Below are 23,956 nucleotides of genomic sequence, written 5' to 3'. Positions count from 1 at the left end.
CCCGCAGGATCAACCGTCAGCCAATCTCGAACGTCGCACGCCATGTCGCACCCCAGCGCCGGTTCGCCCACCGGCCGCCGTTTCAAATTTGAATGGTGATCTCAAGATTGTGGGTGCAACTTACGTTGGGCTTGCGCTACAGTGGATGCACCGGCTGGACGCACCCCGCAGCGTTGCAGAAACGCCTGAGGTGGTTGGTGGAAAATTCCAGTAATCAAGCTCGGAATGCAGCGCAAGGGGAGAGCGCAGGATTTCAACCGAGGTGAGGTCCATCAGCAGCGTCCATGTTCGGTGCGCCGTGATCTCGTCTTGAGGCCTCTCGAGGCGCTCGCGGCGCTTGGTTCATGCAAACAGAGGGATTGTTCAACCAACTGACACCCCACGGCCGAAAAGGAGATCGCTCATGCGGCAGGTCTTGCGGCACATCTTCGAGAAGAAGCAGGCATACGCTCGTCTACCCCTGTTCGAGCACATGCGTAACGAACTGCTCGATCCGAGCGAGCGGCTCGCGTTCTATCCATGCATGGCGTACTTCATCCTGAGCTTCGGTGATCTGAACAAATTCGTATTACGGGAGGAGCACGCCGCGGACAAATACCAAGAGATGGTCAACGCCCACACCCGCGAGGACGACCATCACTGGCCGTGGTACCTGGAGGATCTGTCCAAGCTCGGCTACGACGTCGAGGGCCGGAGCACGGACCTGCTGAACTTCCTCTGGGGTGAGGAGACGATACAGAATCGGATCCTCACCGCGCGGCTCACCGCGCTCATCAAGGGCACGACGGGCCTCGAGCGGCTCGTCATCATCGAGGCGATCGAAGAGACCGGCAACGTGCTCTTCGGGGCGATGCTTCCCCTGGCGGAGGCCCTGGAGAAGCGCCTCGACACGCAGCTGCGCTACTGCGGCTCGTTCCATTTCGAGCGCGAGTCGGGCCACGCGGTGAACGCCGACCACGCCGAGCTCGCGCGCATCCCGCTCGACGCCGAGACGCGCGCGCGGTACATCGCGCTCGCGGACGAGGTGTTCACGATATTCGAGCCGTGGACACACGAGCTCTTGCGCTATGCCCTCGCGCACCCCGTGAGCGCCCCCGTGGCCGACCCCGAGACGGACGGCGTGAGCCAGGTGATGACCCGGTCGTCGGTGCTCGCCGCGTGAAGCAGCGCGGTTGAAGCCTCTCCGGTCGCACCGCCCCCTCTGCGGGACCCACCCCCGGGCGCTCGTCATGCGACGATCTCTGCTCACAAGACGTTGACGCGCATCTTGCCCCGAGCGCGGTCGCCGACCGCGCGAGCGGCGGTATCCCCACCTGTTCTCGTCTCGCGCTCGGCCATCGGCCAACGCGGTGCGGATCCGCGAAGGTCACCTCCCGGCGGCGGGCGGGCTCACGGCGCGCGCGCCGCGCCTTGCGCCCCGACGCGCGGCGCGGCATCCCGCTTGCCGCGCCGCTTCATCCACACCACATCCCCACGACCCGCATGGCCTCCGAACGCAAGACGCACCGCGCCCTCACCGTCGCCGGGCTGATCCTGGCCCTCGCCATGGCCGCCCTCGAATCGACCGTCGTCGCCACCGCCATGCCCACCGTGATCGGCGATCTCGGCGGGATTCAACAGTACGCCTGGGTCACCACCGCCTACCTGCTCACGTCGTCGGTGCTGGTGCCCATCTGCGGCAAGCTCTCGGACATCTACGGCCGCAAGCCGATCATGCTCTTCGGCATCGCCGTCTTCCTGCTCGGCTCGATCGCGAGCGGCGCGGCGCAAACGATGCCGCAGCTCATCGCCTTCCGCGCCCTCCAGGGGGCCGGCGCCGGGGCGATGCAGCCGATGGCGATGACCATCTCGGGCGACATCTTCGATCTCAACGAGCGCGCGCGGATCCAGGGCGTCTTCGGGGCCGCCTGGGGGCTGTTCGGCATCATCGGCCCGATGGTGGGCGGGCTCATCGTGCACTACTTCTCCTGGCGCTGGGTCTTCTACGTCAATATCCCGTTCGGCGCGGCGTCCGTCGCGCTCGTGGCGACCTCGTTCCACGAGCGCATCGACAGGCGGCCTCACGAGCTCGATTTCCTCGGCGCGGCGCTCCTGTCCGCCGGGGTGGTCGCGCTGCTGCTCGCCACGGGGAGGCTTGGCGGGGGGACGACGCTGCTCGCGGCGGTCGCGTCGGCGGCGCTGTTCGCCGTGTTCTTCGCGGTCGAGCGCCGGGCCCCCGAGCCGATGATCCCGCTGCCGCTCTTCCGGCGGCCGGTGATGCTCATCTCCAACGTGGCCGGCGCGATCCTCGGCGGCGCGATGGTGGGCACGATCACGTTCGTGCCGCTCTTCGTGCAGGGCGTGCTCCGCGGCACCCCCACCGACGCCGGCAGCGCCATCGCGCCGATGCTCATCGGCTGGCCGGTCGCGAGCGCGATCGGCGGGCGGCTCATCCCCCGGGTCGGGTTCCGCCCGCTCATCTGGATCGGCCTCGGCGTCACGGCGGCGGCGGGGCTCGCGCTCGCGCTCGGCGGGGCGCACGACACGCCGCTGCTGCTCCGCGCGACGACGCTGTTCTTCGGCGTGGGCATGGGGCTGTCCAACGTCGCGCTGCTCATCGCGGTGCAGAGCAGCGTCGCGTGGGAGCAGCGGGGGATCGCCACCGCGAGCACGATGTTCTCCCGGCTGCTCGGCGGCGTCGTGGCGGTGGGCATCATGGGCGGCGTGCTGACGGCCCAGCTCGCGAAGGACCCGTCGATCCCCGCGGACGCAGCGAGCCGGCTCCTGACGGCGGAGGGGGCGCGCGACCTCGATCCGTCGATCCTCCAGCACCTCGGGGAGGCGCTCACGTCCGGCCTCACGACGGTGTTCTGGATCATCGCGGCGATGGGGGTCACCGGCTTCATCGCGGCGCTGTGGTTCCCCCGCGTGCCGCTCCAGGCCGCCGGGGGCGACGCCGACGTCGCGCCGCCGGGCGAGGCCGGCATCGGGTGAGGCGACCTGCCCGCGTCGCCAGGGGCGAGGCTCGATCCAGCGCACAGCGCGCGATGATTCGTTGCATCGCCGTCCCGGTGTAAAATTTCTTCGAAGACGGTTTTTGGCGCTCCACGAGAAGCTCGGGCTACCGATGGTGGATCGTGGGCGCTCCGGCCCACGTGGGAGAGCGGGACGACTCGTCCCGGAGGACATCGAGCCGACCCCATGGCCAGCACCTCGACGGATGATCCGCCCATGGATCCTCAGGAGTTCAAGATGCGTCTCACGCTTTGCCGGTCGCGGCGACGACAGGTGTCCGCGCCCACGTGGAGCCTCCTGATCGGCGTCGTCGCAACGCTCGCGGGCTGCAGCACGGACCTCTCCTCGGTGCAAGGCTCCGGCTCAGGCGGCCAGGACAGCGGCGCCGCCGGGGCCGGCGGCACGAGCACCGCTTCCTCCACCACGGCGAGCAGCGGCGCGGGAGGCCATCCGAGCGCGACGGTCGGGGTGGGCGGCGCGGACGGCAGCGGCGGCGCTGGCGGGAGCGGCGGCGCGGGCGGGAGCGGCGGCGCGGGCAGCAGCGGCGGCGCGGGCAGCAGCGGCGGCGCGGGAGGGGCCGCGGACAGGTGCGCCGATGCCCTCTACGACCCGGCGAGCCCGCCAGAGGCGCTGCCCCTGTCCGGGAACCTGGGGACCCACGACCCGGCCATCCTCCAGGCCGGCGACCGCTACTACCTGTTCCAGACGGGGGACAGGCTCCCGATGAAGAGCTCGTCGAACCTCACCGCGTGGCAGGCCGCCGGTCGGGTGTTCGACGCGAAGCCCGCCTGGCTGGAAGAGAAGGTCCCGGGCGTGGGCGACCTGTGGGCGCCCGATATCTCGCGCTTCGGGGACACCTACCATCTCTACTACTCCGCCTCCACCTTCGGCAGCAACCGGTCGTGCATCGGGCACGCGACGAAGGCATCGCTCGACTCGGCAGGTCCCTGGACGGACCGCGGCGCCGCCATCTGCTCCAACGACGGCGTGGCGCGGGACGACTGGAACGCGATCGATCCCAACGTCGCGATGGATGAGGAGGGGACGCCGTGGCTCGTGTTCGGGAGCTTCTGGAGCGGTATCAAGATGGTGAAGCTCGCCGCGTCGGGGGAGCGGGCCGACGCGGAGCTCCACGCCCTCGCCGCCCGCCCCGACGCCCGTGGGGCGCTCGAGGCGCCCTTCATCGTCCGGCGCTGCGGCTTCTATTACCTGTTCGTCTCGTTCGACGCCTGCTGCCGCGGGACCGACAGCACCTACAAGATCGCCGTCGGTCGTTCGAAGAGCATCACAGGCCCGTACGTCGACAAGGAGGGGACACCGATGATGTCCGGCGGCGGCAGCATCGTCGTGGAAGGAGGCTCCCGCTGGCGAGGGCCCGGGCACAACGCCGTGCTGTTCTCCGGCGATCGCTCTTACAACGTCTATCACGCCTACGACGCGCAATCGAACGGCGCCCCCACGCTGCGGATCTCCGAGCTGGCGTGGGACACCGACGGCTTTCCGCGCTCCGGAGGGCCCTAGCACGACGGCGGGAAGTTGCCCCGGATCGGCAGAAAAGCCGCCATGGCGCCAAGGTCGCAAGGGAGAAGGAGAAGCGCCGTCCCGGCATTTTCCCCTCCCATTTCCCTGGTTTCTTGGCGCCCTTGGCGTCATGGCGGTTCGCTTCCCCCTCCGACCTCCCGCAGTCGTGCTGGTCGCGCCGCCGTCGCCGGGCTCCGCGCTGCGCGCCCTGATGATCGGGACTCATGGACTCCACCCTCGTCGCCAGAATGCGAAAGCCCGTGACTGACCTCCATGCGCCGCCGGAGGGAGCGCCTCCGCGGGCGGACGAGCTGCTCGGGCTCGCGCGCGCCGCCGCGGCGCGCGATCCGGCGGCGATCCGCACGCTCATCACCGAGCTCGGCGGCGCCATGCTGCGGAGCGTGCGGAAGGTGCTCGGCTCGCATCACCCCGATGTCGAGGACGTGACCCAGGAGGCCGTGCTCGCCCTGCTCCAGGCGCTGCCGTCCTTTCGCGCGGAGTGCACCGTGCTCCACTTCGCCAACCGGATCGCCGTGATGACAGCGCTCGGCGCGCGCCGGCGCCTCAGCGTGCGCGCGCGCTTCGACGAGCCGGGCGCGCCGATCGACGTGGCCCCGGACGAGCGCGGCGCGTCGCCGTTCGCCGAGGCGGTCTCGAGCCGGCGGCGCAAGATGGTGCTCGAGGTGCTCGACAGGATGCCCGAGGCGACCGCGGAGGCGCTGGCGCTCCATTTCGTGCTTGGCTACACGGTCGACGAGATCGCCGCGCTCGCCCGCGTCTCTCCGAACACGGTCTGGAGTCGGCTCCGGCTCGGCAAGGAGGCGCTGCGGCGCGCGCTCGCCAACAACGCGAAGCTGGCCGAGCTCTTCCGGGGGAGGGAGACGTGGCCGCCGACTGTCGGAGCGAGCTCCTCACGCGGGTGCGCCGCGGCGTCGCGACAAAGCCGGATCGGCTCGCCCTCGACGCCCACCTCGGCACCTGCGCGTCGTGCCGGATGAGCCGGGCGCTCGCGCTGAACTTCGTTGGCCACGTACGTCCCTCCGGGCACGCACCCGACGCGTGCTCGTCACACACTGTTTTCCTTCAGGAGCTCGTCATGCGAATTCGGCCTATCTTCATGACCGTCGTGCTTCATTCTTTCGTCGCCGGCATCGGCCTCGCGTCCGGGGGGTGCAGCTCGGGAGACCCCGACGATCACCCTGCCACGCAGACCACAGGCAGCGGCGGTGGCGGCGGTGGCGGTGGCAGCACCAGCGCGAGCGCCGGCAGCGGCGCGGGCGGCGCGAGCAGCGCTTCCGGCCCCGGCGCCACGGGTGTGGGCGGCGCGGGCGAGGGGGGCGGTGGCGGCGGCGGTGCGGCCGGAGCGACGACGAGCGCTTCAGGCGGCTCGGAAGGCGGCGGCGGGAGCGCCGAGCTGCCGGATGTCACGGTGTACATCGCCGGCGACTCGACCGTTCAGACCTACGTGAACAGCGCCCTTCACCAGGCGGGCTGGGGCCAGATGCTGGGAGAGTTCTTCGACGAGCGGGTGCGCGTCGACAACCGGGCCATCGGCGGCCGGACCGCGCGCCGGTACATCGACGAGGGCCGCCTCGACGACGTCCTCGAGGACATCCAGAGCGGAGACTACTTCCTTGTGCAGTTCGGCACGAACGACAGCAACAAGACCGCGACGTACGAGCACGGCGGCGAGACCATTCCCTATTACCTGGACCCCGCGACGGACTTCAAATCGTACCTCGAACAGTACATCGCGGGCGCGCAGAGGCGCGCCGCGACGCCGGTGCTGGTCACCCCGCCCCCGCGGCGATCGTGCTCCGGGGACAGCCACGAATTCGGCAACGGCCTGAGCGCCTATGCGAAGGCGATGCGGGAGCTCGGAGACGAGCTGGACGTGGCCGTCATCGATCTCAACGCGAAGACGCTCGCCCACTTGAACTCGATCGGATGCGTGGCGGCGGGCGAGGACTTCTTCCTCGTCCGGGCGGACGGCTCGGTCGACGGCACCCATTTCAACGAGACCGGCGCCCGGGTCATGGCGGGCCTGGTGGCCGAGGGCACCGAGGACGCCGGCCTGACGCTCGCGCGGTACCGGAAGTGACGGGACCGACGCGCCTGCACAAGCAAGTTCGCATGGAAAGTTCCTTTCAGAGCACGCGGAGCGCGAGGCGATCTGCGAAAGGTCCTCGGACTCCATCGCCGGCGGCCCAGCGGCCGGTGACGCTCGGAGACCGAGGATCAATGAATGACCTCCATGATTGCCCGAGCCGCTCGGACCCAATCACGAAAGCGACGGGCGCCGCGTATTCTCCGGTGGGTTGGAGTTTTTGCAAGCGAGCGTCACGCGCGACGGCGCCTGGGCGACGCCGATCTGGGCATCCGACCTACGTCAGGACAGCGCGCGGATATCCATCGTGATGTCGCCCATGACGTCCGCGTAACGGAGCGCGATGTCCTTGGCGTCGTCCAGAGACGGCACATCGACGATGACGTACCCGCCGATCAGCTCCTTGGCTTCGGCGAACGGCCCGTCGGTCACCTTGTGCTTGCCGCCGGTCGACACGATCCGAGCGCCCTTCGCGCTCGGCTGCATTCCCTCGGTCGCGAGCAGCACGCCCGCCCGGGTCATCTCCTCGATGAGGCGACCCATCGCCGCCATCAGCTCCGGCGCGGGCGGCGCGTCGCCTCCCGCCTCGTCGTGGCAGTGGACCGCCATGTACCGCGTCGTCGTGAGCCCCTCGGGCTTCGGCCCCATGCCGAGATCCCACATCTCCGTCACAGGCCGGATGTCGATGTCGACGTCGCCGATCAGGGCCGCGAACCGCGACACCCAGCCGATCGCCTCGTCGAGCGACGTGACGCGGAGGACCGCGAAGCCGGCGGGTACCGCCTTTGCGCCGCCGAAGGGCCCTCGGGTGACGGTGCGCCGGCCGCCGGCGAACTGGAGGCGAACGCCCTCGGAGCTGGGGCGGAGCCCATCGCCGCCGCGCAGCACCCCCGTCTTCACCAGGTCCCCCATCATCTGCCCCACACGCGCGATGAACTCGGGGCTCGGCATCGCGCCGGCTTCAGTCTGTGCGTTGGTCCTGTGCATGATCATGAAACGCATGTCCACATTCTCCTTGGTATGGGCCGACAGGGAGCTCATGAGCCGCCGCCGTCCAGCTCGACGCTCTTCTCTCGAGGTCTCCCGGAGCGGTGGCCCTCACGCGCCGGCGTGCTCGCTGCGGCCGTGCTCGTTCGTGCCCTCGCTCCGGTCCCTGGCGCTGTCTGCTCGTACACTCTTCCCACGGGGTCGTTGCCGGGAGGAAGCCCGGCGTTCAGCAGGGCGACGAACGGAGGCACGCCGGATCGACACGGGGGAGCATTTTTTTTCGCGCCGCCGCGGGGACGCGCCCGGGCGCGCCGGCCGTCCCCTCACGGGCCGCACGCCTCCGCGGCGGCGCTGGCCGCGGTCACGCCGCCAGCCGATGCTCGATCTCGATCGGCGTGAGCGGCGGCGGCTGCTCGTCGACGACGAGCGTGCTCCCCGGGTGCTGGCGGACGAGGTCCTCCGTGGATTCGATCGCTTCCTGCATCGTGCCGTACGGGAGCGAGCGGGTGACGTATCCCTCGGCCGCGACCACCCAGCCCCAGCCGTCGGGGTCCGGCATGACGTGGTATGTGAGCCTCTGTGTCATGGTGTGTCCTCCCTCCGGGAGGGTGAGCTCGGCGCGCGCGAGCAGCAAGAGGCCTTCGCTCGCGAAGGCCCTACCCGTGCCGGCGCTGCATCTCCTTGAGGGCGAGCTTCGCGATCGCCCTCAGGGTGTCGAACACGCCGCGGCCGCTCGCCGCCGCGGCCTCGAACTCGGGCGCCCCGTCCGGGTTGAGGAGCTCCCGGAGCTCTGCGACATCGGCGATCCCGTCGAGATCCCGCTTGTTGTACTGGATGACGAACGGCAGCCGGCCGGGCGAACGGCCCTCCTCGGCGAGGTTGTCCCAGAGGTCCGCCATCGACTCGATGTTCGCGTCGAGCCGGGCGCGCTGCGAGTCCGCCACGAACACGACGCCATCCAGCCCCTTCAGGATCAGCTTCCGGCTCGCCCTGTAGAAGATCTGGCCCGGCACCGTGTAGAGCTGAAGGCGCGTCCGGAAGCCCGACAGGCCCCCGAGATCGAGCGGCAGGAAATCGAAGAACAGCGTGCGATCGCTCTCGGTCTTGAGCGAGATGAGCCGCCCCTTGGCGGCCGGCACCGTCCGGTCGTACACGTACTGAAGGTTCGTCGTCTTGCCGCAGAGACCGGGCCCGTAATAGACGATCTTGCAGTAGATCTCCCGGCTCGCATAGTTGATGAACGCCATCGGCGTGCTCCTCCAGAGTCGACGTTCGAGGGGAGGCAAGGCCCGTCCCCGCATTGAAAAAGAAGGCGACCGTCGTTCATCGCCTTGGAAGCGATGGAGACCGCCGTGAAGCGCATTGGAAACGAAGGCGATCACCGGCCGCCGCTCGACGCGGCGGCCGGTGTCGACTCCTGCGCTGGGAGGGGAGGCGGCGGCCGCTCTCCCCACGATTTCATGCGCCGCGCTGGGAGCGCCGCGGCTCGCCCACGGCGCGCCGCGCGGCGCGCCCCGCTCGCTGCTCCCCGGCGCTACGTCACGCGCGGCCGGCGGCGAGCGGACGCGCCGCTGCTGCCGCCGCGAGCGGCGCCGCGCCGGCGGCGATCACGAGGACGCGTCGGCGATCGCGTGGAGGGCCGCCACGAAGCCCTCCAGGGAGGCGTCGCGCGCGTCGCTGTGCTTCACCAGCCGCTCGTTCACGGCGATGAGCTCCACCACGTCCGGGCTCGCGCCCGGGACCCGCCGGAGCTCGTGCACAGCGCGGCTCACCCGCGACGGCGGGTCGAGGCACGCGAGCGCCGACAGCGCCGCCGTCGCGCCCGCCTCGCGGCCCGCCGCGAGCGCCTCCCGCGCCATCCCGAGCAGCACCAGCGCGAAGGCGACCTGGATCGCCTCCAGGAAGCCGCGGGAGACCTCCTTGCCGCCCTGGCTGGCCTCGCTCCACGCGAGCGTCACGAGCTCGCCTATCTCCGAGAAGGCGCGCGCCGACATCAGCGTGGAGAGCGTCTCCAGGCCGTGTTTGTCCCACGCCGCCCGCGTCGTCAGCTGGCGCGCGAGCCAGGAGAGCATGGCATACGCGTCGCCCCCCGCCCGGATCGCGCCGAGCGCGATGTCCATCAGCGCGGCCCGCGCCACGCCGTGCGCCTCGAGCCAGCCGAGCAGGTTCGCCCGCTCCGCGCCCCGCGGCGTCCGGCGCGCCTTCTCGAGGATCGCGTCCCGGAGCGCCGGGGGAAAATGGGGGATATCGACGCTCCAGTCCTCGTCCGAGCCGCGCGCGCGCGCCATCGCCAGCGCGGCCAGCGCGTCGTCGTCGAGCGAGAGCGCCCCGGCCCGCCTCGCCGCGAGGATCTTCGGGACCGGCAGATCGCGCAGCGCGGGGCGCTCCCCGTTCAGGCCGTCGAGCTCGTCCCCGTCGAGCAGCGGCGGCAGCGCCTTGTGGACCTTGGGCGCGAGGATGAACCCCGAGGGCCACTGGACAGGCTCGCGCCGGCAACGCTCGAGCACGCGCTCGTAGATCCCCGCCGGGACCTTGCCGCGCACGAGATCCGAGAGCTCGATCCACTCCTCCTCGTCGAGCACGAGGCGCGGCACGCCCAGCACCTCGTGCTGGAAGTGCGCGGGATCCTGGATCGCGAGCCGCGCGAGCTGCCGGATCACCGGCCCGCTGAAGCCGCTCTCGCAGCGCGCCCTCCAGCGCAGGAGATCGGATGTCCCGAGCTCGTCGATGTGCTCGGACAGGAAGGCATGATCGTCTGGCTCCAGCGACGGCTGACGGAGCACATGAAAGAACGCGACGGGACGGGCACGGCCCCGGTGCGCGCGCACCAGGGCCTCAATCTCCGCCTTTCGCATGGCGCGACCTCATCACCCGAGACCCCATGTGGGATCAGGGACACTCTCAGGTCCATCGTCGCCAGGCGCGAGCGCGGCCCGTCATGACTCGTCGGTCGGTGGAATGACGGATCCTGTTCCTGACCGGTATGCCCAGGGTAGCGCCGGCGCGCCCGCTGTCAACGCGCTCGTCGCCGCTCGATGCGCTGCCGCCGCCGCCGCGCCTCCCGGCCCCCGGCCGCTCGCGGGTGGGTTGACGTCGCGCGAGGGAAGAACCCGATGGCAGCGGCGTGGCGGGTCGCAGCCTGGGCGTTCCGGCCCGCGCGCAGGTTGAGCTCACGAGCTCGGCCATGCGCGGAACGCTCACCGTCTCGTCCGCTGGCGCGCAAGAGCGCGGGTGACGGGGGGAGAGACGGCGAGAGAGGCAGCGGGGGAGACGTCAGGCCATGAGGGCCCGTGGCCTCTCGGGAGCAGCGCGTTCATTCGTCCGCGGTCGTCCACGGTCGTCCAGGATGTCATCTGCTTGCGTCATCCCGCAATCGATTGCGCATCCATTCCAGTCGTGCCAACTCCATTGGAGGGGACGCGCCGGACCTCTCGGCTGAGACCAGCGGGCAGGTAGCAGCTCTTTTTGGCGGTGCAGCTCGAAGAGGAGACGGCAGGTCACGCTGGCGTACAAATTGCGAGCCTTCACGCCAGACGCCCACGCTGAATGCGCCTCGGGCCCTCCGGGGGGCAAACGCCGTGGAAGGATTCGTTCTTCACGAAAGCAAGGTTGGGAAGAGCCATGATCGATCAACGACGAGCGGTCAACCGCAGGATGTTCTTGCAAGGGATGACCCAGTTCGCCTCGGTGGCCGCCGCGGCGCCCGCGCTCGGTTCGGACCCATGGAGAGGCGCCTGCTCGACGACGCTCACCGCGGGGCGGCCCGAGGACGTGGGCATGAGCTCGGAGCGGCTGGAGGACGTCTTCGCGCGGATCCAGCGCCGCGTGAACGATGGCCTGTTTCCCGGCGCCACCGCGCTGGTCGCGCGGCGCAGTGTCATCGTGGGTCACCGGGCCTTCGGCAGCAAGGTCGCCGGCGCCGACGAGCCGGTGACGCTCGACACGATCTTCGACGTCGAGTCGATGAGCAAGGTGCTCTCGACGGCGGCGGCGGCCCTCGCGCTCGCGCAGGAGCGCGTGATTCGGCTGGACGCGCCGGTCGCCAGGTACCTGCCGGAGTTCGCCGCCAACGGAAAGGCGGCCGTCACCGTCTACGACATGCTCCGTTACTCGTCCGGTCTGCCGCTGGACAACCAGTGCTTGGATGAGGACGTCGAGACGGCCTGGAGCATCATGGCCGAGACGCCGCTCGAATACGCGACGGGCAGATCGGTGCTGTACAGCGATCTCACCTACCGCCTCCTCGGCCGCATGATCGAGGCCGCCGCGGGGGAAGATCTCGACGCCATCGCGAGAGAGTGCATCTGGCGTCCTCTCGGCATGAGCGACACGATGTACAACCCGCCCCCGGAGCTCGTCGAGCGCGTCGCGGCCACGGGGTACTCCGCCCGCCGGGGCTGCCTTGTGCGGGGGCAGGTGCAGGACGAGCAGGACTTCGCGCTGGGCGGCATCGCCGGCTGTGACGGCGTGTTCACCACGGCGCTCGACGTCGCGGTCTTCTGCCAGATGATCTTGAACGGCGGCGCCTATGGCGGCGCCGAGGTCCTGCGGCCCGATCTGGTCCGGCAGATGAAGAAGAACAACACGCCTTACGTGACGGAGGCGGAGACCGACACATCGCCCATCAACAACCTGCTCCTCGCGCCGAAGGGCCTCGGGTGGGAGCTGCGGACGCGGCGCTTCTCGAACAGCGGCATGCGCCTGTCGCCGCGCGCCTTCGGCAAGGCGGGCGGCGCCGGCACGTTCATGTGGGTCGATCCGGATCTCGAGATCATCGGCGTCCTCCTGACCAACCACGGGCTGCCGCAGCCGTTCGACGAGCTCGGCTGGAACCGCATGCTCGACGACGTCGGTTGCACCGAGTTCTTCGACGGCATCATCAACGCCGTGCACCGCTGAGCGTCGTCGCGGGCGAGCGGCGCCGCGAGGGACGAGGATCCCGGGCGAATGTCACCTCTTCAGGTCGCTCAGGCGGCTTCCACGGGGAGCGGCTCCTCCGGCTCGACGGCGGCGGCGGCGGCGAGCGTCCGGCGCAGCAAGGGGCCGATGGTCAGGCCCTGCACCACGATGGAGACGACCACCACGACATAGGTGATGGTCAGCACCATCTCGCGCTCCGGAACGAGCGTACCGTCCGCGAGCTTTCCGGGGATGGAGAGCGCGAGGGCCACCGAGACGCCGCCGCGCAGGCCGCCCCAGGTGAGGATGCGGATCGCCCCCGGGGTGAAGACCCTGCGCCTCTTCATGAGGCTCACCGGCAGCGCGACCGCGATGAACCGCGCGAGCAGCACGACCGGAAACGCGAGGAGCCCTGCGAGCAGCGACTGGGCGTCGAAGGCGACGATCAAGAGCTCGAGGCCGATCAAGACGAACAGCACCGCGTTCAGGATCTCGTCCATCAGCTCCCAGAAGTCGTCCAGGTGCTCGCGGGTCTTCTCGCTCATGGCGCCGGCGCGCGCCTCGTTCCCGATGAAGAGCCCGGCCACCACCATGGCGATGGGGCCGGAGACATGGATCGCGTACGCCAGGGCATAGCCGCCCGCCGCGGTCGCCAGCGAGAGCAAGACCTCGACCTTGTAGTCGTCGACCTGCCGGAGCATGGCGAGCGTCACGAAGCCGAGCGCGAGGCCGTACAGCACGCCGCCGATCGCCTCCTGGACGAACAGCAGCGAGAGCCGCTGCAGATCGAGGCCCGACGTCCCCGACGCGATCTCCAGGAGCCCGATGAACGCCACCACCGCCACGCCGTCGTTGAAGAGCGACTCTCCGGCGATCTTCATCTCAAGCTCCTTGGGCGCCCCCACGTGCTTGAGGACCCCGAGCACCGCGATGGGATCGGTGGGGGAGATGAGCGCGCCGAAGAGCAAGCAGTAGACCGGCCGGATGTGCACGCCCATCAGCGTCATCAGGGCGTAGGTCATGCCGCCCACCAGCACGGTGGACATGAGCACACCCCCGGTGGCCAGGATGCCGATGACGACCCGCTGCTTCTTCAGATCCGCCAGGTTGACGTGCAGCGCGGCGGCAAACAGGAGAAAGCCGAGCATCCCCTGCATCAACGTCTTGTTGAAGTCGATGCCATGGAGGTGCTCCTTCGCCTCGGCCTCCACCCGCGGAAACAGCTCTCCGACGGCCACCATGACGAGGGACGTCGTCATCGCGATCAGCATCAACCCGATCGTGGTCGGCAGCTTGAGGACCCGATGGTTGAAGAAGCTGAAGATCGCAGCGAGCGAGAGCAGCGCTGCCGAGACTTGGAATAGATCCATGCTCCCAGGCTTACAGACGGACGCGCGCCGGCGCGAGCGAGGCGCGGCGACGTCCGGATAAAAAGTTGCACGTCAAAGTTTCCCGAGGGAGAAGGAAATCCAAGCCGACTCAAAATGTCAAGCCTCGACCGCGGGACCTGCGCCGGGCTGCCCGAAGGCCGGGGGCGCGACAGAGAGCCCCGCCCTGTCGAGGCGGCACGAACGACGCTACTCCTTCCGCTGCAGCCGGCCCGAGCGACCTTCACGGCGGCATGCGCCTGTCGCCGCGCGCCTGAGCGCGCCTCGTCCCTTCTCGGACGTCTGACGACGTGTGTAGACCTCCCGCGGACGCTTTACACCGTCCTACCGAGCGGCGAAATGTGCGTGTGGCTGCGGCAGCTTCACCTCCAGCCTGGTGATGAGACGTGCGCCTCGTCGGCGCCTGCGGCGCCGTTCGCGCCTCCGGTCGAACCTGTGGTCGGCGCCGCAACCGCGCGCGGCGAGCGCCGTAGATGGGTCGTCGGCCGCGGGGCGATGGCGGCCCTTCGATATTACCGGTATCCTGCTGTGCAATGGCTCGTTTCCTGTAAAGGCATCATCTGAACCCGAAGAATCACGGTGTGCGTTTCGCGAGCCGTGCGACGCTGGCTCACGACGCTCCCGTGGGGAGGAGAGCATGAGCGAATCAGCAAACATCGATGACCCGGGCGCTGCCGCGCACACAGGGGAGATCTCGCGCCGCTTCTTCTTGCGGGCGTTCGCCGGGGGCGTGGCGGCCCTGTCGGGCGCATGCGATGGGATGACGCCCGTCGATGCGCCTGCGGCGGAGGCGCTGTCGGAGCTCACGCGGGCGACCGGGGGGCAGCTGGCGGATCTCATCCGCCGGAAGCGGGTGTCGTCGCTCGAGGTCGTGGAGGCCCATCTCGCGCGCATCGCGCAGATCAATCCGCGGCTGAACGCCGTGGTGAAGCTCCGCGCCGACGAGGCGAGAGCCGAGGCGCGGGCGGCGGACAAGGCCCTGGCGAGAGGCAAGCACCTCGGCCCGCTGCACGGCGTGCCGATGACGATCAAGGATTCCATCGATACCGCCGGCGTGGTGACGACCGGCGGGACGACCGGGCGCACGAATTTCGTTCCGGCGGAGGACGCCACCGTGGTCCGGCGCCTCAAGGAAGCGGGCGCGATCCTGCTGGGCAAGAGCAATACGCCCGAGATGACGTGGTCTTACGAGACGAACAATGCAGTGTACGGGCGCACCAACAATCCGTATGGCCTCGACCTGTCGCCGGGCGGCTCCAGCGGGGGGGCGGGCGCGATCGTGGCCGCGGGCGGCTCGCCGTTCGACGTGGGCAGCGACACCGGCGGGAGCATCCGCGTGCCGTCGCATTTTTGCGGGATCGCCGGGCTCAAGCCGACCTCCGGCCGCATCCCGCGGACGGGCCATATCGTTCCGGCGGAGGGGCTGCTCCAATCGTTCACCGTGCTCGGGCCGATGGCCCGCTCGGTCGACGATCTCTGGCTGCTCTTCAGCGTCCTGGCGGGGCCCGACTGGCGCGACGCGGCGCTGATCCCGGCGCCGCTCGGCGATCCGAAGCACGTGCGGCTCAGGGAGCTGCGGATCGCGATGCACACCGACAACGGGATCGCGGCGCCGGACGCGGCGGTGCGCCAGGCGGTGGTGGACGCGGCGGCGGCGCTGGAGGCGGGCGGCGCGCGGGTGGAGTCGAAGAAGCCGGACGCGCTGAGCGACGTGCTCACGATCGACGCGGATATCTTCCGGGCGGACGGCAGCGCCTGGCTGAAGCGGCTCCTGGACCTGGCCGGGACCACGGACCCCGGCGCCGAGGTGGACGCCGCGCTCGCGAGCGAGCCGCTGTCGAGCGGGGAGCTGACCGCGGCGGTCGAGCGCCTGGACGCCTGGCGGGGGCGGATGCTCGGCTTCATGAAGGATGTCGACGCCATCGTCTGCCCGCCGTGTGTCCTAGAGGCGCTGCCCCACGATGCGTGGGTCGAGCACGGGGTCTACGCAGGATTCAGCTACTCGTTCGCTTACAACATGACAGGGTGGCCGGCGGTCGTCGTGCGCGCGGGCACCTCGTCGCGAGGAACGCCGGTCGGCGTCCAGATCATCGGCCGCCCCTTCCGCGAGGATGTCGTCCTCGCCCTTGCCGGCCACATCGAGCGGGAGCTCGGCGGCTACAGAGCGCCGATGATCTGACGGGAGCTCGGTCCGTTCTGCCTTGTCGGTCCGGGGGGCCTCCGCGGGCCCCAGCCCAACCCGTGTCGGGTCTCCGCATTTCTCGACGGGGCTTATCTCGACGACGCTCCGGACGAGGGGGGACGCGACTACCGGGGGACCAGCACCGACACGCTGTGGGCCGGCATCGCGTAGGTGAAGGCGTTCGTGGCGCGCGGCGCGATGGGATCCGCAGGCACGAGATCGGCCTTGGTGGACGTGAGTCGCCACACGTCGATGGCCGTGTAGCTCTCGTAGGCGGCGAGGGTCACCGCGGCCGTGAGCGGGGCCGTGGTCTTGTTGATGGCGACGAGGACCATGCGGCTCGGATCGGCCTCGTCGATGCTCGCGTACACGGTGGCCTTGGCGACGTCGCTCGTCTCGGCGCGGACGGACGTATCGCCGAAGCGCGCGCCCTGCCCGTCGTAGCTCGTGAAGGCGCGCACGCCGGCCCGGAGCATCGAGACCTCTTCGCCCGGATCCCAGATCGTCGCGAGGAACACGCCCTCGCGGCCGAAGACGCCCAGGGCGTCGGCCTGCGCGATCGCGCCGGAGATGTGGTTGCCGCCGCCGTAATTGTACTCGGTGATACCGATGGCGGTGCCCGGGTAATGGGCGTCGATGAGGCCCTGGACCCAGGGGATGAGCTTGATCGGGCCCTTCACGACGTCCTTCGCGATCCAGCTGTCCTCGACGAAGGAGGGATCCCAGAGCGAGCGCGGCGCCTGGACGCGGGCCTCGACCGACTGGGGGGACGCATCGGCGCCGATGATGCGCTCGCCGTTCGCGTAGATCTCCGTGTACCAGTGCAGATCGAGCACGTCGACCAGGCGGCGCCCCTCGCTCATCTCCGCGTCCTTCATGGCGTCGAGCCAGTACTCGATGAAGTTTCCGTCCGCGTCGGGCGCGCCCTGCAGGCTGACATAGCCCGAATACCCGTACGAGACGAAGCCGGTGACGAGCGCGTTCGGCGCGACGTCCTTGATCGCGGACGCGAACTCGATGTTCTTGTCGACGAGCTCGGCGTAGCGCACCGGCTCCGGGTGGATGCGCTCGTGGCTGTGGTTCCAGAGATCGGGCTCGTTGTCGAGGGAGAACAGGACGCGCGCGACATCGCCCTTGAACGCGTCGGGGAAGGTCTGCTTCATCCAAGCGACGAACTCGTCCTGGTACACGGCGCGATCGTTGAGATCGGGAGACGACGAGAAGGGGGCGTTCTTGCGCGCGATCGTGGGGTGGAAGCGGGTCTGGAGGTAATTCGGTGTCTTGTTGACGTCGCCGTCGCCTTTCTTGTCGGCCGCGACATACCCGCAGATCGGGGTGGTCGCGATGAAGGCGGCGCCGTGCGACAGCGCGGCCTCGGTGTGCACGCGCACCGCCTCGCCGGGGACGTCGCCGCGGGCGCTGTTCCCGACGAGGTACGCGTCGTTCTGGTGCATGTAGTCCGAGCCGGCGTTGGAGGCGTTGTTCTCCCAGTTGTACGCGGTCATGCGGTTGCCCCCCATGCGCACGACGGTGGTGCCGCGCTGCTCGCCGTCCAGGTCTTCGGCCCAGTTGGCGCCGTAGATGAGCCGGCTGATGGGGCGCACGTCCCGATCGGCGTGCACGGCGAAGGTGACATCACCCGCCCCGGGATCGCCGGGCTCGACGAGGTTCGCGGGAGGATGGCCGCCGGACCCGCCCTGACCGCTGCTGGCCGTGCCGGTGCCGCCGCCAGAAGCGCCGGCGCCGCTGCTAGAGGCGCTGGCGCTGCCGCCAGAGCCGCTGCTGGCCGTGCCGGCGCCGCCGCCAGAGGCGCCAGCGCCGCTGCCGGAAGGGCCGGCGCCGCCGCTGTCAGCAGAGGAGGTGCCGCCGCCGCAGGCGAGGAAGGTGGCAGATGCGAGGAGGACCAGGGTGGCGTGCAAGAAGGGAGCGTGTCGAGAAAGCATGCGGTGCATGGGACTCCATCCGCCGCGGGATCGCGGCGCGTGCTGGCGCGGTCAGACCTGGATGCCCGCGAGCGGCGAGGTGACCCGCCCCGCGTCGACGCCGATCTCCGTCACGTTGACGCCCATGATCTGGGCGACCGTCAGGAGCGCCTTGCTCAGGTTGTCGCCGGGGAAGTTGCGGTGCTCGTCGCCGCGCAGCCGCCCTCCGGCCTTCCCGGCGAAGAGCACCGGCCATTCCGTCCTCGTGTGCACCTTGCCCCACGCGGTGTCGGAGGTGACGTACACGAGCGAGCTGTCGAGCAGGTTCGAGCTGCCGTGCGGCGTGTTCTTGAGCTTCGTCAAGAACTCGTTCAGGCAGCGCATCGTGTACATCACGCCCTTGTCGACGCGAGGCTGGCTCGATTGATCCCCGGCATCTCCGTGGCAGATGGTGTCGTGGAAGTCGTCGTTCATGTCCTGCGCCAGGTGCCGGTAGTAGATGTGCGCGGCGGGCAGCGAGAACATGAACGAGAGCACGCGGGTCCTCTCGCAGGCGAGCGCGAGCGCCGAGAGCTCGACCATGGCGGCGTTCACCGCAGGGGGCGCCTCGCTCTGCGCATCCTTGCCGGCAGTGGGGGCCGTCGGGCTCTTGCACGCCGCCGTCGGACCGCCGCCGGACGGCATGGTCTCGAGGCGCTGCTCGATGGCGCGGATCGACTCGAGGTGCTGCTCGATACGATGCCTGTCGGCCGCCCCGAGCCGCTGCTTCAGGCTCGCGCCGTCCTGCAGGACGGAGTCGAGCACGCTCTTCCGGACGTTCGCGAGCTTCGTGGCCTGATCCGCGCCGTCGTCGCTGGGCTCGGGCAGGCCGCCCATGAACAGTCGATTGAACACGGCCTTCGGATCGAACTCCGGGTTGTTGCGCGCGTTCGGCCCCCTGTGCGAGACCGTATGCAGCGAGTCCTGAGGGCCGTTCGGCGTCGCCGGCGTCACCCCCACCTCGAGAGAGCGGTACGGCGCCCCCTCCGAGATGGCGTTCGCGACGACCTGGTCGATGGACGCGGCCCGCACGGCGTTCCCGCTGATTGCCGCGCCGGTCGTGGCCCCCGCCGACCCCGTGGGGTGCTCGACGCCCGAGACCACGGTCTTGTTCTCGAGGCCGCTGATCACCGTGAGATACGACTTGAGGTCCGCGAGCGGCTGGAGCTGGGGGCTGAGGTCCCAGGCCTGACCGGAGCCCGTGCGCGTCGGCTTCCAGAGACCGGGCAGCGTGCCGTTCCCGAAGAACCACGTGACGTAGAGCGGCGACACCGGGGTCTTCGTCTGAGCGTGCGCCGTGCCGCTCTCGTTCAGCATGATCTCGAGCAGCGGGAGCGGGATGGTGACGGCGGCGCCCGTCGCCAGAATGCCCCGGAGAACAGTTCGTCGGCTCAAAGCTTTGTTCGTCATTGGGGGGACCTGCGATCAGGGTTGGGGGGCGACGGACGAGAACGCGTCGTTGGTCACGACGTCGAGGACCAGCTCGCGCAGCTGGTACCCCGACCCTTCGAACGAGGCGGTCAGCGCGTTCAGCACGCGCTTGTCCACCTTTCTCTCCTCGTGACCCGCTGCGTACATGTAGTACTTGCGGACGAGGCACTCCGCGACCGAGGCATCCGCGCTGAGGGTCATACCGAGCGCGCGCGCGTCGGCGACCGGTACCCCGTCGAACTCGCCGCTCGGGTCGATCGGCAGGCCGTGGTCGGTCGTGCGGAAGCGGCCAATCGCGTCGAAGCTCTCGAGCGGCAGGCCCAGCGGGTCCATGAACGAGTGGCAGCCGGCGCAGGCGGGCTCGGTCCGGTGGATCTCGAGGCGCTGACGCTTCGTCAGGGGCCTGTCCGCGGGCGGCTCCGGCAGCTCGAGGGCGACGTTGCCGGGGGGCGGCGGGATGGGCGTGCACATGAGGGCGTCGCGCATGAACTTGCCGCGCAAGGTGGGAGAGCCCTCCTTCTGGTTCGCGAACTGCGAGAGGAAGCCCGCTTTGCTGAGGATCCCGACGCGCGGGCCGTCCGCGGGCAGCGAGCGGACCTCGAAGGCGCTCGAGCCGAGGCCGGCCGTGTCGAGACCGTAGACCTGGGCGAGCTCGCTATTGACGACGACCTTCGTGGTCGAGAACAGGTCGAGCGCGCTCGCTCGATCGTCGAACGCGAGGACCTCCCAGGTGCCGCGCATGTCGCGGACCATCGCCGCTTGCAGCGCGGGGCTGTACTCCGGAAAGAGCGCCGCGTCTTTTGCCTGCGTGCTGATCCGATCGAGCCGCATGTACTCCTCGGCGAAGGCGCCGACCGCCTCGCGCCCGGCAGGCGCCTCGAGCAGCCGTGTCGCCGCCGCGCGGATCCCCTCCACCGTTCCGAGCGCCCCGCTCGCGGCCTCGTCGAGCAGCTCCTGGTCCGGCAGGCTGTTCCACAACAGGAACGCGAGCCGGGACGCCGTCTCGTAGCCCGTCAAGCGGAGCGAGCCGTCGGCGCTCGGAGCGCCGAGCTCCGGGCGATACAGGAAGTTCGGAGACGTGAAGAGGGCCACCGTCGCCCAGCGGGCCCCCTCGACGGCGCTCTCGAGCTCGGCCGCGGCCTTCGCGGCGACGGCCGCCAGCCGGTCGACCTCGGCGGCCTCGAGCGGGCGCCGCCACGCACGGCGCCCCTGCGCCTCGATGAAGCCGCGCACGCAAGCGTCGTCCTCCGCTCCGCTGGGCGCGCAGCCGATGAACCGGTCTCGCCTCGCGGGATCCGCGAACACCGCGTCGACGGCCCCCTCGATCGCCGCGTGGTACTGCTCGACGCCTCGCTCCGAGGTCACGACGGTCGCGGCGCCGATGACCGCAAAGTTCCCGTTCCAGCTGTCGGCGTCGAGCTGATGGATATCGACCTCGACGCCCAACATGTCGCGCACGGCGTTGCGGAACTGCGTCCTCGTCAGGCGGCGCAGCATCCCGGCCGCGGGTTGGAACGCCGGCGGGTCCGAGCCCGTCGGTGATCCGTCACCTCCGACACCGCCTCCGACATCGCCTCCGACATCGCCTCCGACAGAGGATGACCCAGCGCCCTCCGTCGTGTCACCCAGCGCGCCCGTGCACGCGGCCACGAACGCGAGCGCGCAAACGGCGGCGACTTCTCTCGAGAAATGGAGCTCGTGCCACGACGGCTTCTTCATCTTGCTCTCCGATGATGCAACGCGGTGACACGGCGGACCGTGTCCGGGATTTCTCGACCTCCGTCGAAACGACGAGGTCTGTGGTGTCCTCCGGTGGCTCACCCTCGGCAAGAACACCAAGCACCATCGCTCGGCCATCGCTCTCGCGGCGGTCGGGCGAACGGCGCGCTGGAATCGACAAGAAATCGATCGGATGACGAAGGGCGCGGTGCGCAGGGCGACCCGCCCATGCACGAAGCTGAAGGATACCCCTTCAACCAAATGTGAACGATCACATTGCCGAGGTCAACGCCAATCGACCGGTCCGCGCAACTCCGCGAGGCCGAGGGAAAGCAGGGCTGGCGAGCTCCTCCGGATCGCTGCGTCAAGAGGGCGGGCGCCGGCCGCCGCGATCGCGCGAGGTGCGCCTTGCTGCGCGGCGTCGCTGTCCTCGCCCGGATCCCCGTCGTCCTCGCCCATGCCCATGCCCCGGGTCGCGAGCCACGTTACGCCGGCGTTCTCGCCATGGAGCGGGGGCGCTCCCTCTGCGAGGGACGTCGCCGCCGGCCCGGAGATCTCCCGGGGCGTGGCCTCCCTCGGGCTGGTCGATCGGAGCTGATGCTCGTATTGTGAACGTTCACAAATGGCGGAACGATGTCCTTTTGCTTCGACCTGGATGGAGTGTGCACGTCGTTCGAGTGTCCGGATGAGCGACATCCCCTCCGCTGGTGCGCTCGACGAAGGGGGCATCGGCGTTATCCAAGCGCGGGTAGTGCTGTCATTACGAGCTTGGTTGACACCGATGGGTGGGTACTTTGGCTGAAGACGGGGCTTTTTGAGCCGCCAAGGCGTCATGAGACGCTACAAACACAGAAATCTCGGCGTTTCATGGGGTCTTGGCGGTGGCATCCTTCCGGCAGGGCGGGGGGATTCCCACCATCCGCTGGCGGACGCGGGCGCGCTGTGCCCGCTTCAGTCCGGATCGAGCGCGTACACGGCCGTCGTCGTCTTTCGCCCCGTGAGGTTGCGCTCGCCCAGCGCGCGCAGGGGGAAGGCGTCGCCGGTGAGGTCCCTCGTCGCCGCGGAGACCAGCACCTGGTTCGGCGCCGCGATCGCCTCGAGCCGCGAGGCGACGTTCACCACGTCGCCGATCACCGTGTACTCCATCCGCTTGTCGGAGCCGATGTTGCCGACGATCGCCTCGCCGGAGTTCACGCCCACGCCGAGGCGGACCTCGACGTCGTACCGCTCGCGCCACTCCTCGTTCGCCGTCTCGAGGAAGCGCATCATGTCCTCCGCGGCCGCGAGCGCGCGCCGCGCGTGATCCTCCTGCGCGATCGGGGCGCCCCAGACGGCCATGACGCAATCGCCGATGAACTTGTCGACCGTGCCCCCGTGCCGGAACACGATCTCGGTGAGCATCGAGAAGAGCTCGTTGAGGAGGGCGACCATCCGCTCGGCGTCGCGCGACTCGGCGAGCGGCGTGAAGCCGACGACGTCGGCGAAGAGCACCGACACGGCCGCCCGCTTGCCGCCGAGGGCGAGCGGGTGCTCGCCCCGCACGATCGCGTCGACGACGGCCTTGTCCATGAACCGGCCGAGATCGCCGCGGAGCTTGGCCTCCCGGGCGATGTCCGCCTCGCCCTGCTCGAGGTCCTGGGCCATGCGGCCGAGGGAGGTCGTGAGCTCGCCGATCTCGTCGCGCCGCCCCCTCAGCGCGTCGCCGAGCGCGATCTCGCGCCAGCGCCGGGCGCCGATGAGCCGCGCCTGCGCGACGAGGTGCAGGATCGGGCGCGTCACGTGGCGGGCGGTGACGAGCGCGAGGGCGAGCGCGAGGACGAGCGCGCCCGCGGCGACGGCGACGCCGCGGCGCCGCATCTCGTCGAGCGCGGCGAAGGCCTCCGGCTCGGGGCGCCAGATCGCGACCGCCCAGCCGAGATCGGGCACCGTCTCGATGGCGCCGATCATCCGCTGGCCGGCCTCGTCGTGCGGGGCGAGCACGCCGATCCTGTCGTTCAACCCCGCGCCCGGGGGGAGGTTGCGCCAGATCGGCAAGGACGAGACGTCGCTGCCCGGCGCGACGCCCGGCACCCCGAACGCCGCGATCGCCTGGCGATCGTGGCCCGCGATGAGCAGGCGCACCGAGCGGCTCCCGAGGCGGCGCCCGGCGATCACCTCGAGGTCGAGCCCGAGCATGTCGAGCGGCACCTCGGCGACGACGTAGCCGGCCGGGCCGCCCGGGGGAGGCGGCGCCGCGGCGCCGGCGCCGGCGCCCGGCGCGGCGCCAGCGTCGCCGGCGGGCCGCACGCGGGCGACGAGGAGGCCGCGGGCCGGGCCGATCACGCCGAAGCCGACGCCTCGCTCGTCAGCGAGCTGGCGCAGCGCGGCCGGCGCGGCGGGGACGTCCGCGTCGGACGACGCCTTGCGGATCACGGTGCTGATCCCCGCGCCGGGCACCTCGAGCCGCACCGCGCCGACGAGCCCGCGCGTCGCGACGAGGGCGCGCACCGACGCGACCGCGTCCTCGTCCCGGATGGCGCCGCCCGCGGCGTGGCCGAAGATGGCCGCCGCCGCGACGGCATCGCTCTCGACGTCCCGGACGAGCTGCATCGAGGTCGAGGCCACCTCGGAGAGGATCGCCGTCTGCATCCTCTCCTCGGAGGTCCGCACGGCGCGCTGGTTCACGTCGATGAGGAGCGTCACGGCGACGGCCACGGGGACGAGCGCGATCGCCGTGAAGAGCGCGATCGCCTTCGTCTTGAGCGAGAACGCCCTCACGTGGAGGCCT

At 70.1% G+C, this 23,956-nt stretch carries 16 protein-coding genes; 7 read left to right on the top strand and 9 right to left on the bottom strand.

Annotated features, from left to right (window positions below):
• Window positions 1-403: 403 nt before the first annotated feature.
• The 5 genes from ACSRUE_RS40950 (at window position 404) to ACSRUE_RS40930 (ending at window position 6,616) form a co-directional block, all read left to right on the top strand.
• A complete protein-coding gene (locus ACSRUE_RS40950) occupies window positions 404-1,162 on the top strand; it encodes a hypothetical protein (protein WP_437550773.1) in 759 nt (252 codons plus the stop codon).
• A 320-nt stretch (window positions 1,163-1,482) separates the two neighbouring features.
• Window positions 1,483-2,973: an MDR family MFS transporter gene (locus tag ACSRUE_RS40945; RefSeq protein WP_441288295.1), complete on the top strand. Its 1,491-nt coding sequence runs from the start codon at window positions 1,483-1,485 to the stop codon at window positions 2,971-2,973.
• 237 nt (window positions 2,974-3,210) lie between these two features.
• A complete protein-coding gene (locus ACSRUE_RS40940; RefSeq protein ID WP_441288294.1) occupies window positions 3,211-4,515 on the top strand; it encodes an arabinan endo-1,5-alpha-L-arabinosidase in 1,305 nt (434 codons plus the stop codon).
• A gap of 260 nt (window positions 4,516-4,775) precedes the next feature.
• The gene (locus ACSRUE_RS40935; RefSeq protein ID WP_441288293.1) at window positions 4,776-5,513 is read left to right on the top strand and encodes an RNA polymerase sigma factor; all 738 of its coding nucleotides are present in this window, start codon (window positions 4,776-4,778) and stop codon (window positions 5,511-5,513) included.
• Between the two features lie 98 nt (window positions 5,514-5,611).
• Window positions 5,612-6,616, top strand: a complete 1,005-nt coding sequence (locus tag ACSRUE_RS40930) for a rhamnogalacturonan acetylesterase (RefSeq protein ID WP_441288292.1) — start codon at window positions 5,612-5,614, stop codon at window positions 6,614-6,616.
• A 288-nt stretch (window positions 6,617-6,904) separates the two neighbouring features.
• On the opposite strand, the gene ACSRUE_RS40925 is transcribed toward ACSRUE_RS40930, so the two are convergent.
• The 4 genes from ACSRUE_RS40925 to ACSRUE_RS40910 all read right to left on the bottom strand — a co-directional run bounded on the left by ACSRUE_RS40925 (window position 6,905) and on the right by ACSRUE_RS40910 (window position 10,464).
• Window positions 6,905-7,624 carry a YciI family protein gene (locus ACSRUE_RS40925; protein WP_441288291.1) on the bottom strand — a complete coding sequence of 240 codons (720 nt, stop codon included), beginning with the start codon at window positions 7,622-7,624 and terminating at the stop codon, window positions 6,905-6,907.
• A 346-nt stretch (window positions 7,625-7,970) separates the two neighbouring features.
• Window positions 7,971-8,195, bottom strand: a complete 225-nt coding sequence (locus ACSRUE_RS40920) for a DUF2188 domain-containing protein (RefSeq protein ID WP_441288290.1) — start codon at window positions 8,193-8,195, stop codon at window positions 7,971-7,973.
• Window positions 8,196-8,265: 70 nt separating this feature from the next.
• Window positions 8,266-8,856: a GTP-binding protein gene (locus ACSRUE_RS40915; RefSeq protein ID WP_441288289.1), complete on the bottom strand. Its 591-nt coding sequence runs from the start codon at window positions 8,854-8,856 to the stop codon at window positions 8,266-8,268.
• A 360-nt stretch (window positions 8,857-9,216) separates the two neighbouring features.
• A complete protein-coding gene (locus ACSRUE_RS40910) occupies window positions 9,217-10,464 on the bottom strand; it encodes a hypothetical protein (RefSeq protein ID WP_441288288.1) in 1,248 nt (415 codons plus the stop codon).
• A gap of 766 nt (window positions 10,465-11,230) precedes the next feature.
• Here ACSRUE_RS40910 and ACSRUE_RS40905 point away from each other — a divergent pair.
• Window positions 11,231-12,508 carry a serine hydrolase domain-containing protein gene (locus tag ACSRUE_RS40905; RefSeq protein ID WP_437769581.1) on the top strand — a complete coding sequence of 426 codons (1,278 nt, stop codon included), beginning with the start codon at window positions 11,231-11,233 and terminating at the stop codon, window positions 12,506-12,508.
• Between the two features lie 68 nt (window positions 12,509-12,576).
• On the opposite strand, the gene ACSRUE_RS40900 is transcribed toward ACSRUE_RS40905, so the two are convergent.
• Window positions 12,577-13,878: a cation:proton antiporter gene (locus ACSRUE_RS40900; RefSeq protein ID WP_441288287.1), complete on the bottom strand. Its 1,302-nt coding sequence runs from the start codon at window positions 13,876-13,878 to the stop codon at window positions 12,577-12,579.
• A 655-nt stretch (window positions 13,879-14,533) separates the two neighbouring features.
• Between ACSRUE_RS40900 and ACSRUE_RS40895 the strand changes: the two genes are divergently transcribed.
• A complete protein-coding gene (locus ACSRUE_RS40895) occupies window positions 14,534-16,075 on the top strand; it encodes an amidase (protein ID WP_441288286.1) in 1,542 nt (513 codons plus the stop codon).
• Between the two features lie 128 nt (window positions 16,076-16,203).
• On the opposite strand, the gene ACSRUE_RS40890 is transcribed toward ACSRUE_RS40895, so the two are convergent.
• The 4 genes from ACSRUE_RS40890 to ACSRUE_RS40875 all read right to left on the bottom strand — a co-directional run bounded on the left by ACSRUE_RS40890 (window position 16,204) and on the right by ACSRUE_RS40875 (window position 23,946).
• On the bottom strand, window positions 16,204-18,021 hold the full coding sequence (locus ACSRUE_RS40890; protein WP_441288285.1) for a glycoside hydrolase family 44 protein: 1,818 nt from the start codon (window positions 18,019-18,021) through the stop codon (window positions 16,204-16,206).
• Between the two features lie 51 nt (window positions 18,022-18,072).
• Entirely contained in the window at window positions 18,073-19,434 is a 1,362-nt protein-coding gene (locus ACSRUE_RS40885) for a DUF1552 domain-containing protein (protein ID WP_441288284.1), read from the bottom strand.
• 30 nt (window positions 19,435-19,464) lie between these two features.
• On the bottom strand, window positions 19,465-21,189 hold the full coding sequence (locus tag ACSRUE_RS40880) for a DUF1592 domain-containing protein (protein ID WP_441288283.1): 1,725 nt from the start codon (window positions 21,187-21,189) through the stop codon (window positions 19,465-19,467).
• Between the two features lie 951 nt (window positions 21,190-22,140).
• Window positions 22,141-23,946, bottom strand: a complete 1,806-nt coding sequence (locus ACSRUE_RS40875) for an adenylate/guanylate cyclase domain-containing protein (RefSeq protein WP_441288282.1) — start codon at window positions 23,944-23,946, stop codon at window positions 22,141-22,143.
• Window positions 23,947-23,956: the final 10 nt, after the last annotated feature.

The sequence above is a fragment of the Sorangium sp. KYC3313 genome, assembly GCF_052075895.1.
Taxonomy (GTDB): domain Bacteria; phylum Myxococcota_A; class Polyangia; order Polyangiales; family Polyangiaceae; genus Sorangium; species Sorangium cellulosum_B.
This window is presented reverse-complemented; position numbering and strand designations above follow the sequence as displayed.

Bases quoted from the DNA above. Each gene is read 5' to 3' on its own strand.
- ACSRUE_RS40950 (WP_437550773.1), top strand. From the start codon at position 404: ATGCGGCAGGTCTTGCGGCACATCTTCGAGAAGAAGCAGGCATACGCT.
- ACSRUE_RS40945 (WP_441288295.1), top strand. From the start codon at position 1,483: ATGGCCTCCGAACGCAAGACGCACCGCGCCCTCACCGTCGCCGGGCTG.
- ACSRUE_RS40940 (WP_441288294.1), top strand. From the start codon at position 3,211: ATGGATCCTCAGGAGTTCAAGATGCGTCTCACGCTTTGCCGGTCGCGG.
- ACSRUE_RS40930 (WP_441288292.1), top strand. From the start codon at position 5,612: ATGCGAATTCGGCCTATCTTCATGACCGTCGTGCTTCATTCTTTCGTC.
- ACSRUE_RS40925 (WP_441288291.1), bottom strand. From the start codon at position 7,624: ATGCGTTTCATGATCATGCACAGGACCAACGCACAGACTGAAGCCGGC.
- ACSRUE_RS40920 (WP_441288290.1), bottom strand. From the start codon at position 8,195: ATGACACAGAGGCTCACATACCACGTCATGCCGGACCCCGACGGCTGG.
- ACSRUE_RS40915 (WP_441288289.1), bottom strand. From the start codon at position 8,856: ATGGCGTTCATCAACTATGCGAGCCGGGAGATCTACTGCAAGATCGTC.
- ACSRUE_RS40910 (WP_441288288.1), bottom strand. From the start codon at position 10,464: ATGCGAAAGGCGGAGATTGAGGCCCTGGTGCGCGCGCACCGGGGCCGT.
- ACSRUE_RS40905 (WP_437769581.1), top strand. From the start codon at position 11,231: ATGATCGATCAACGACGAGCGGTCAACCGCAGGATGTTCTTGCAAGGG.
- ACSRUE_RS40900 (WP_441288287.1), bottom strand. From the start codon at position 13,878: ATGGATCTATTCCAAGTCTCGGCAGCGCTGCTCTCGCTCGCTGCGATC.
- ACSRUE_RS40895 (WP_441288286.1), top strand. From the start codon at position 14,534: ATGAGCGAATCAGCAAACATCGATGACCCGGGCGCTGCCGCGCACACA.
- ACSRUE_RS40890 (WP_441288285.1), bottom strand. From the start codon at position 18,021: ATGCTTTCTCGACACGCTCCCTTCTTGCACGCCACCCTGGTCCTCCTC.
- ACSRUE_RS40880 (WP_441288283.1), bottom strand. From the start codon at position 21,189: ATGAAGAAGCCGTCGTGGCACGAGCTCCATTTCTCGAGAGAAGTCGCC.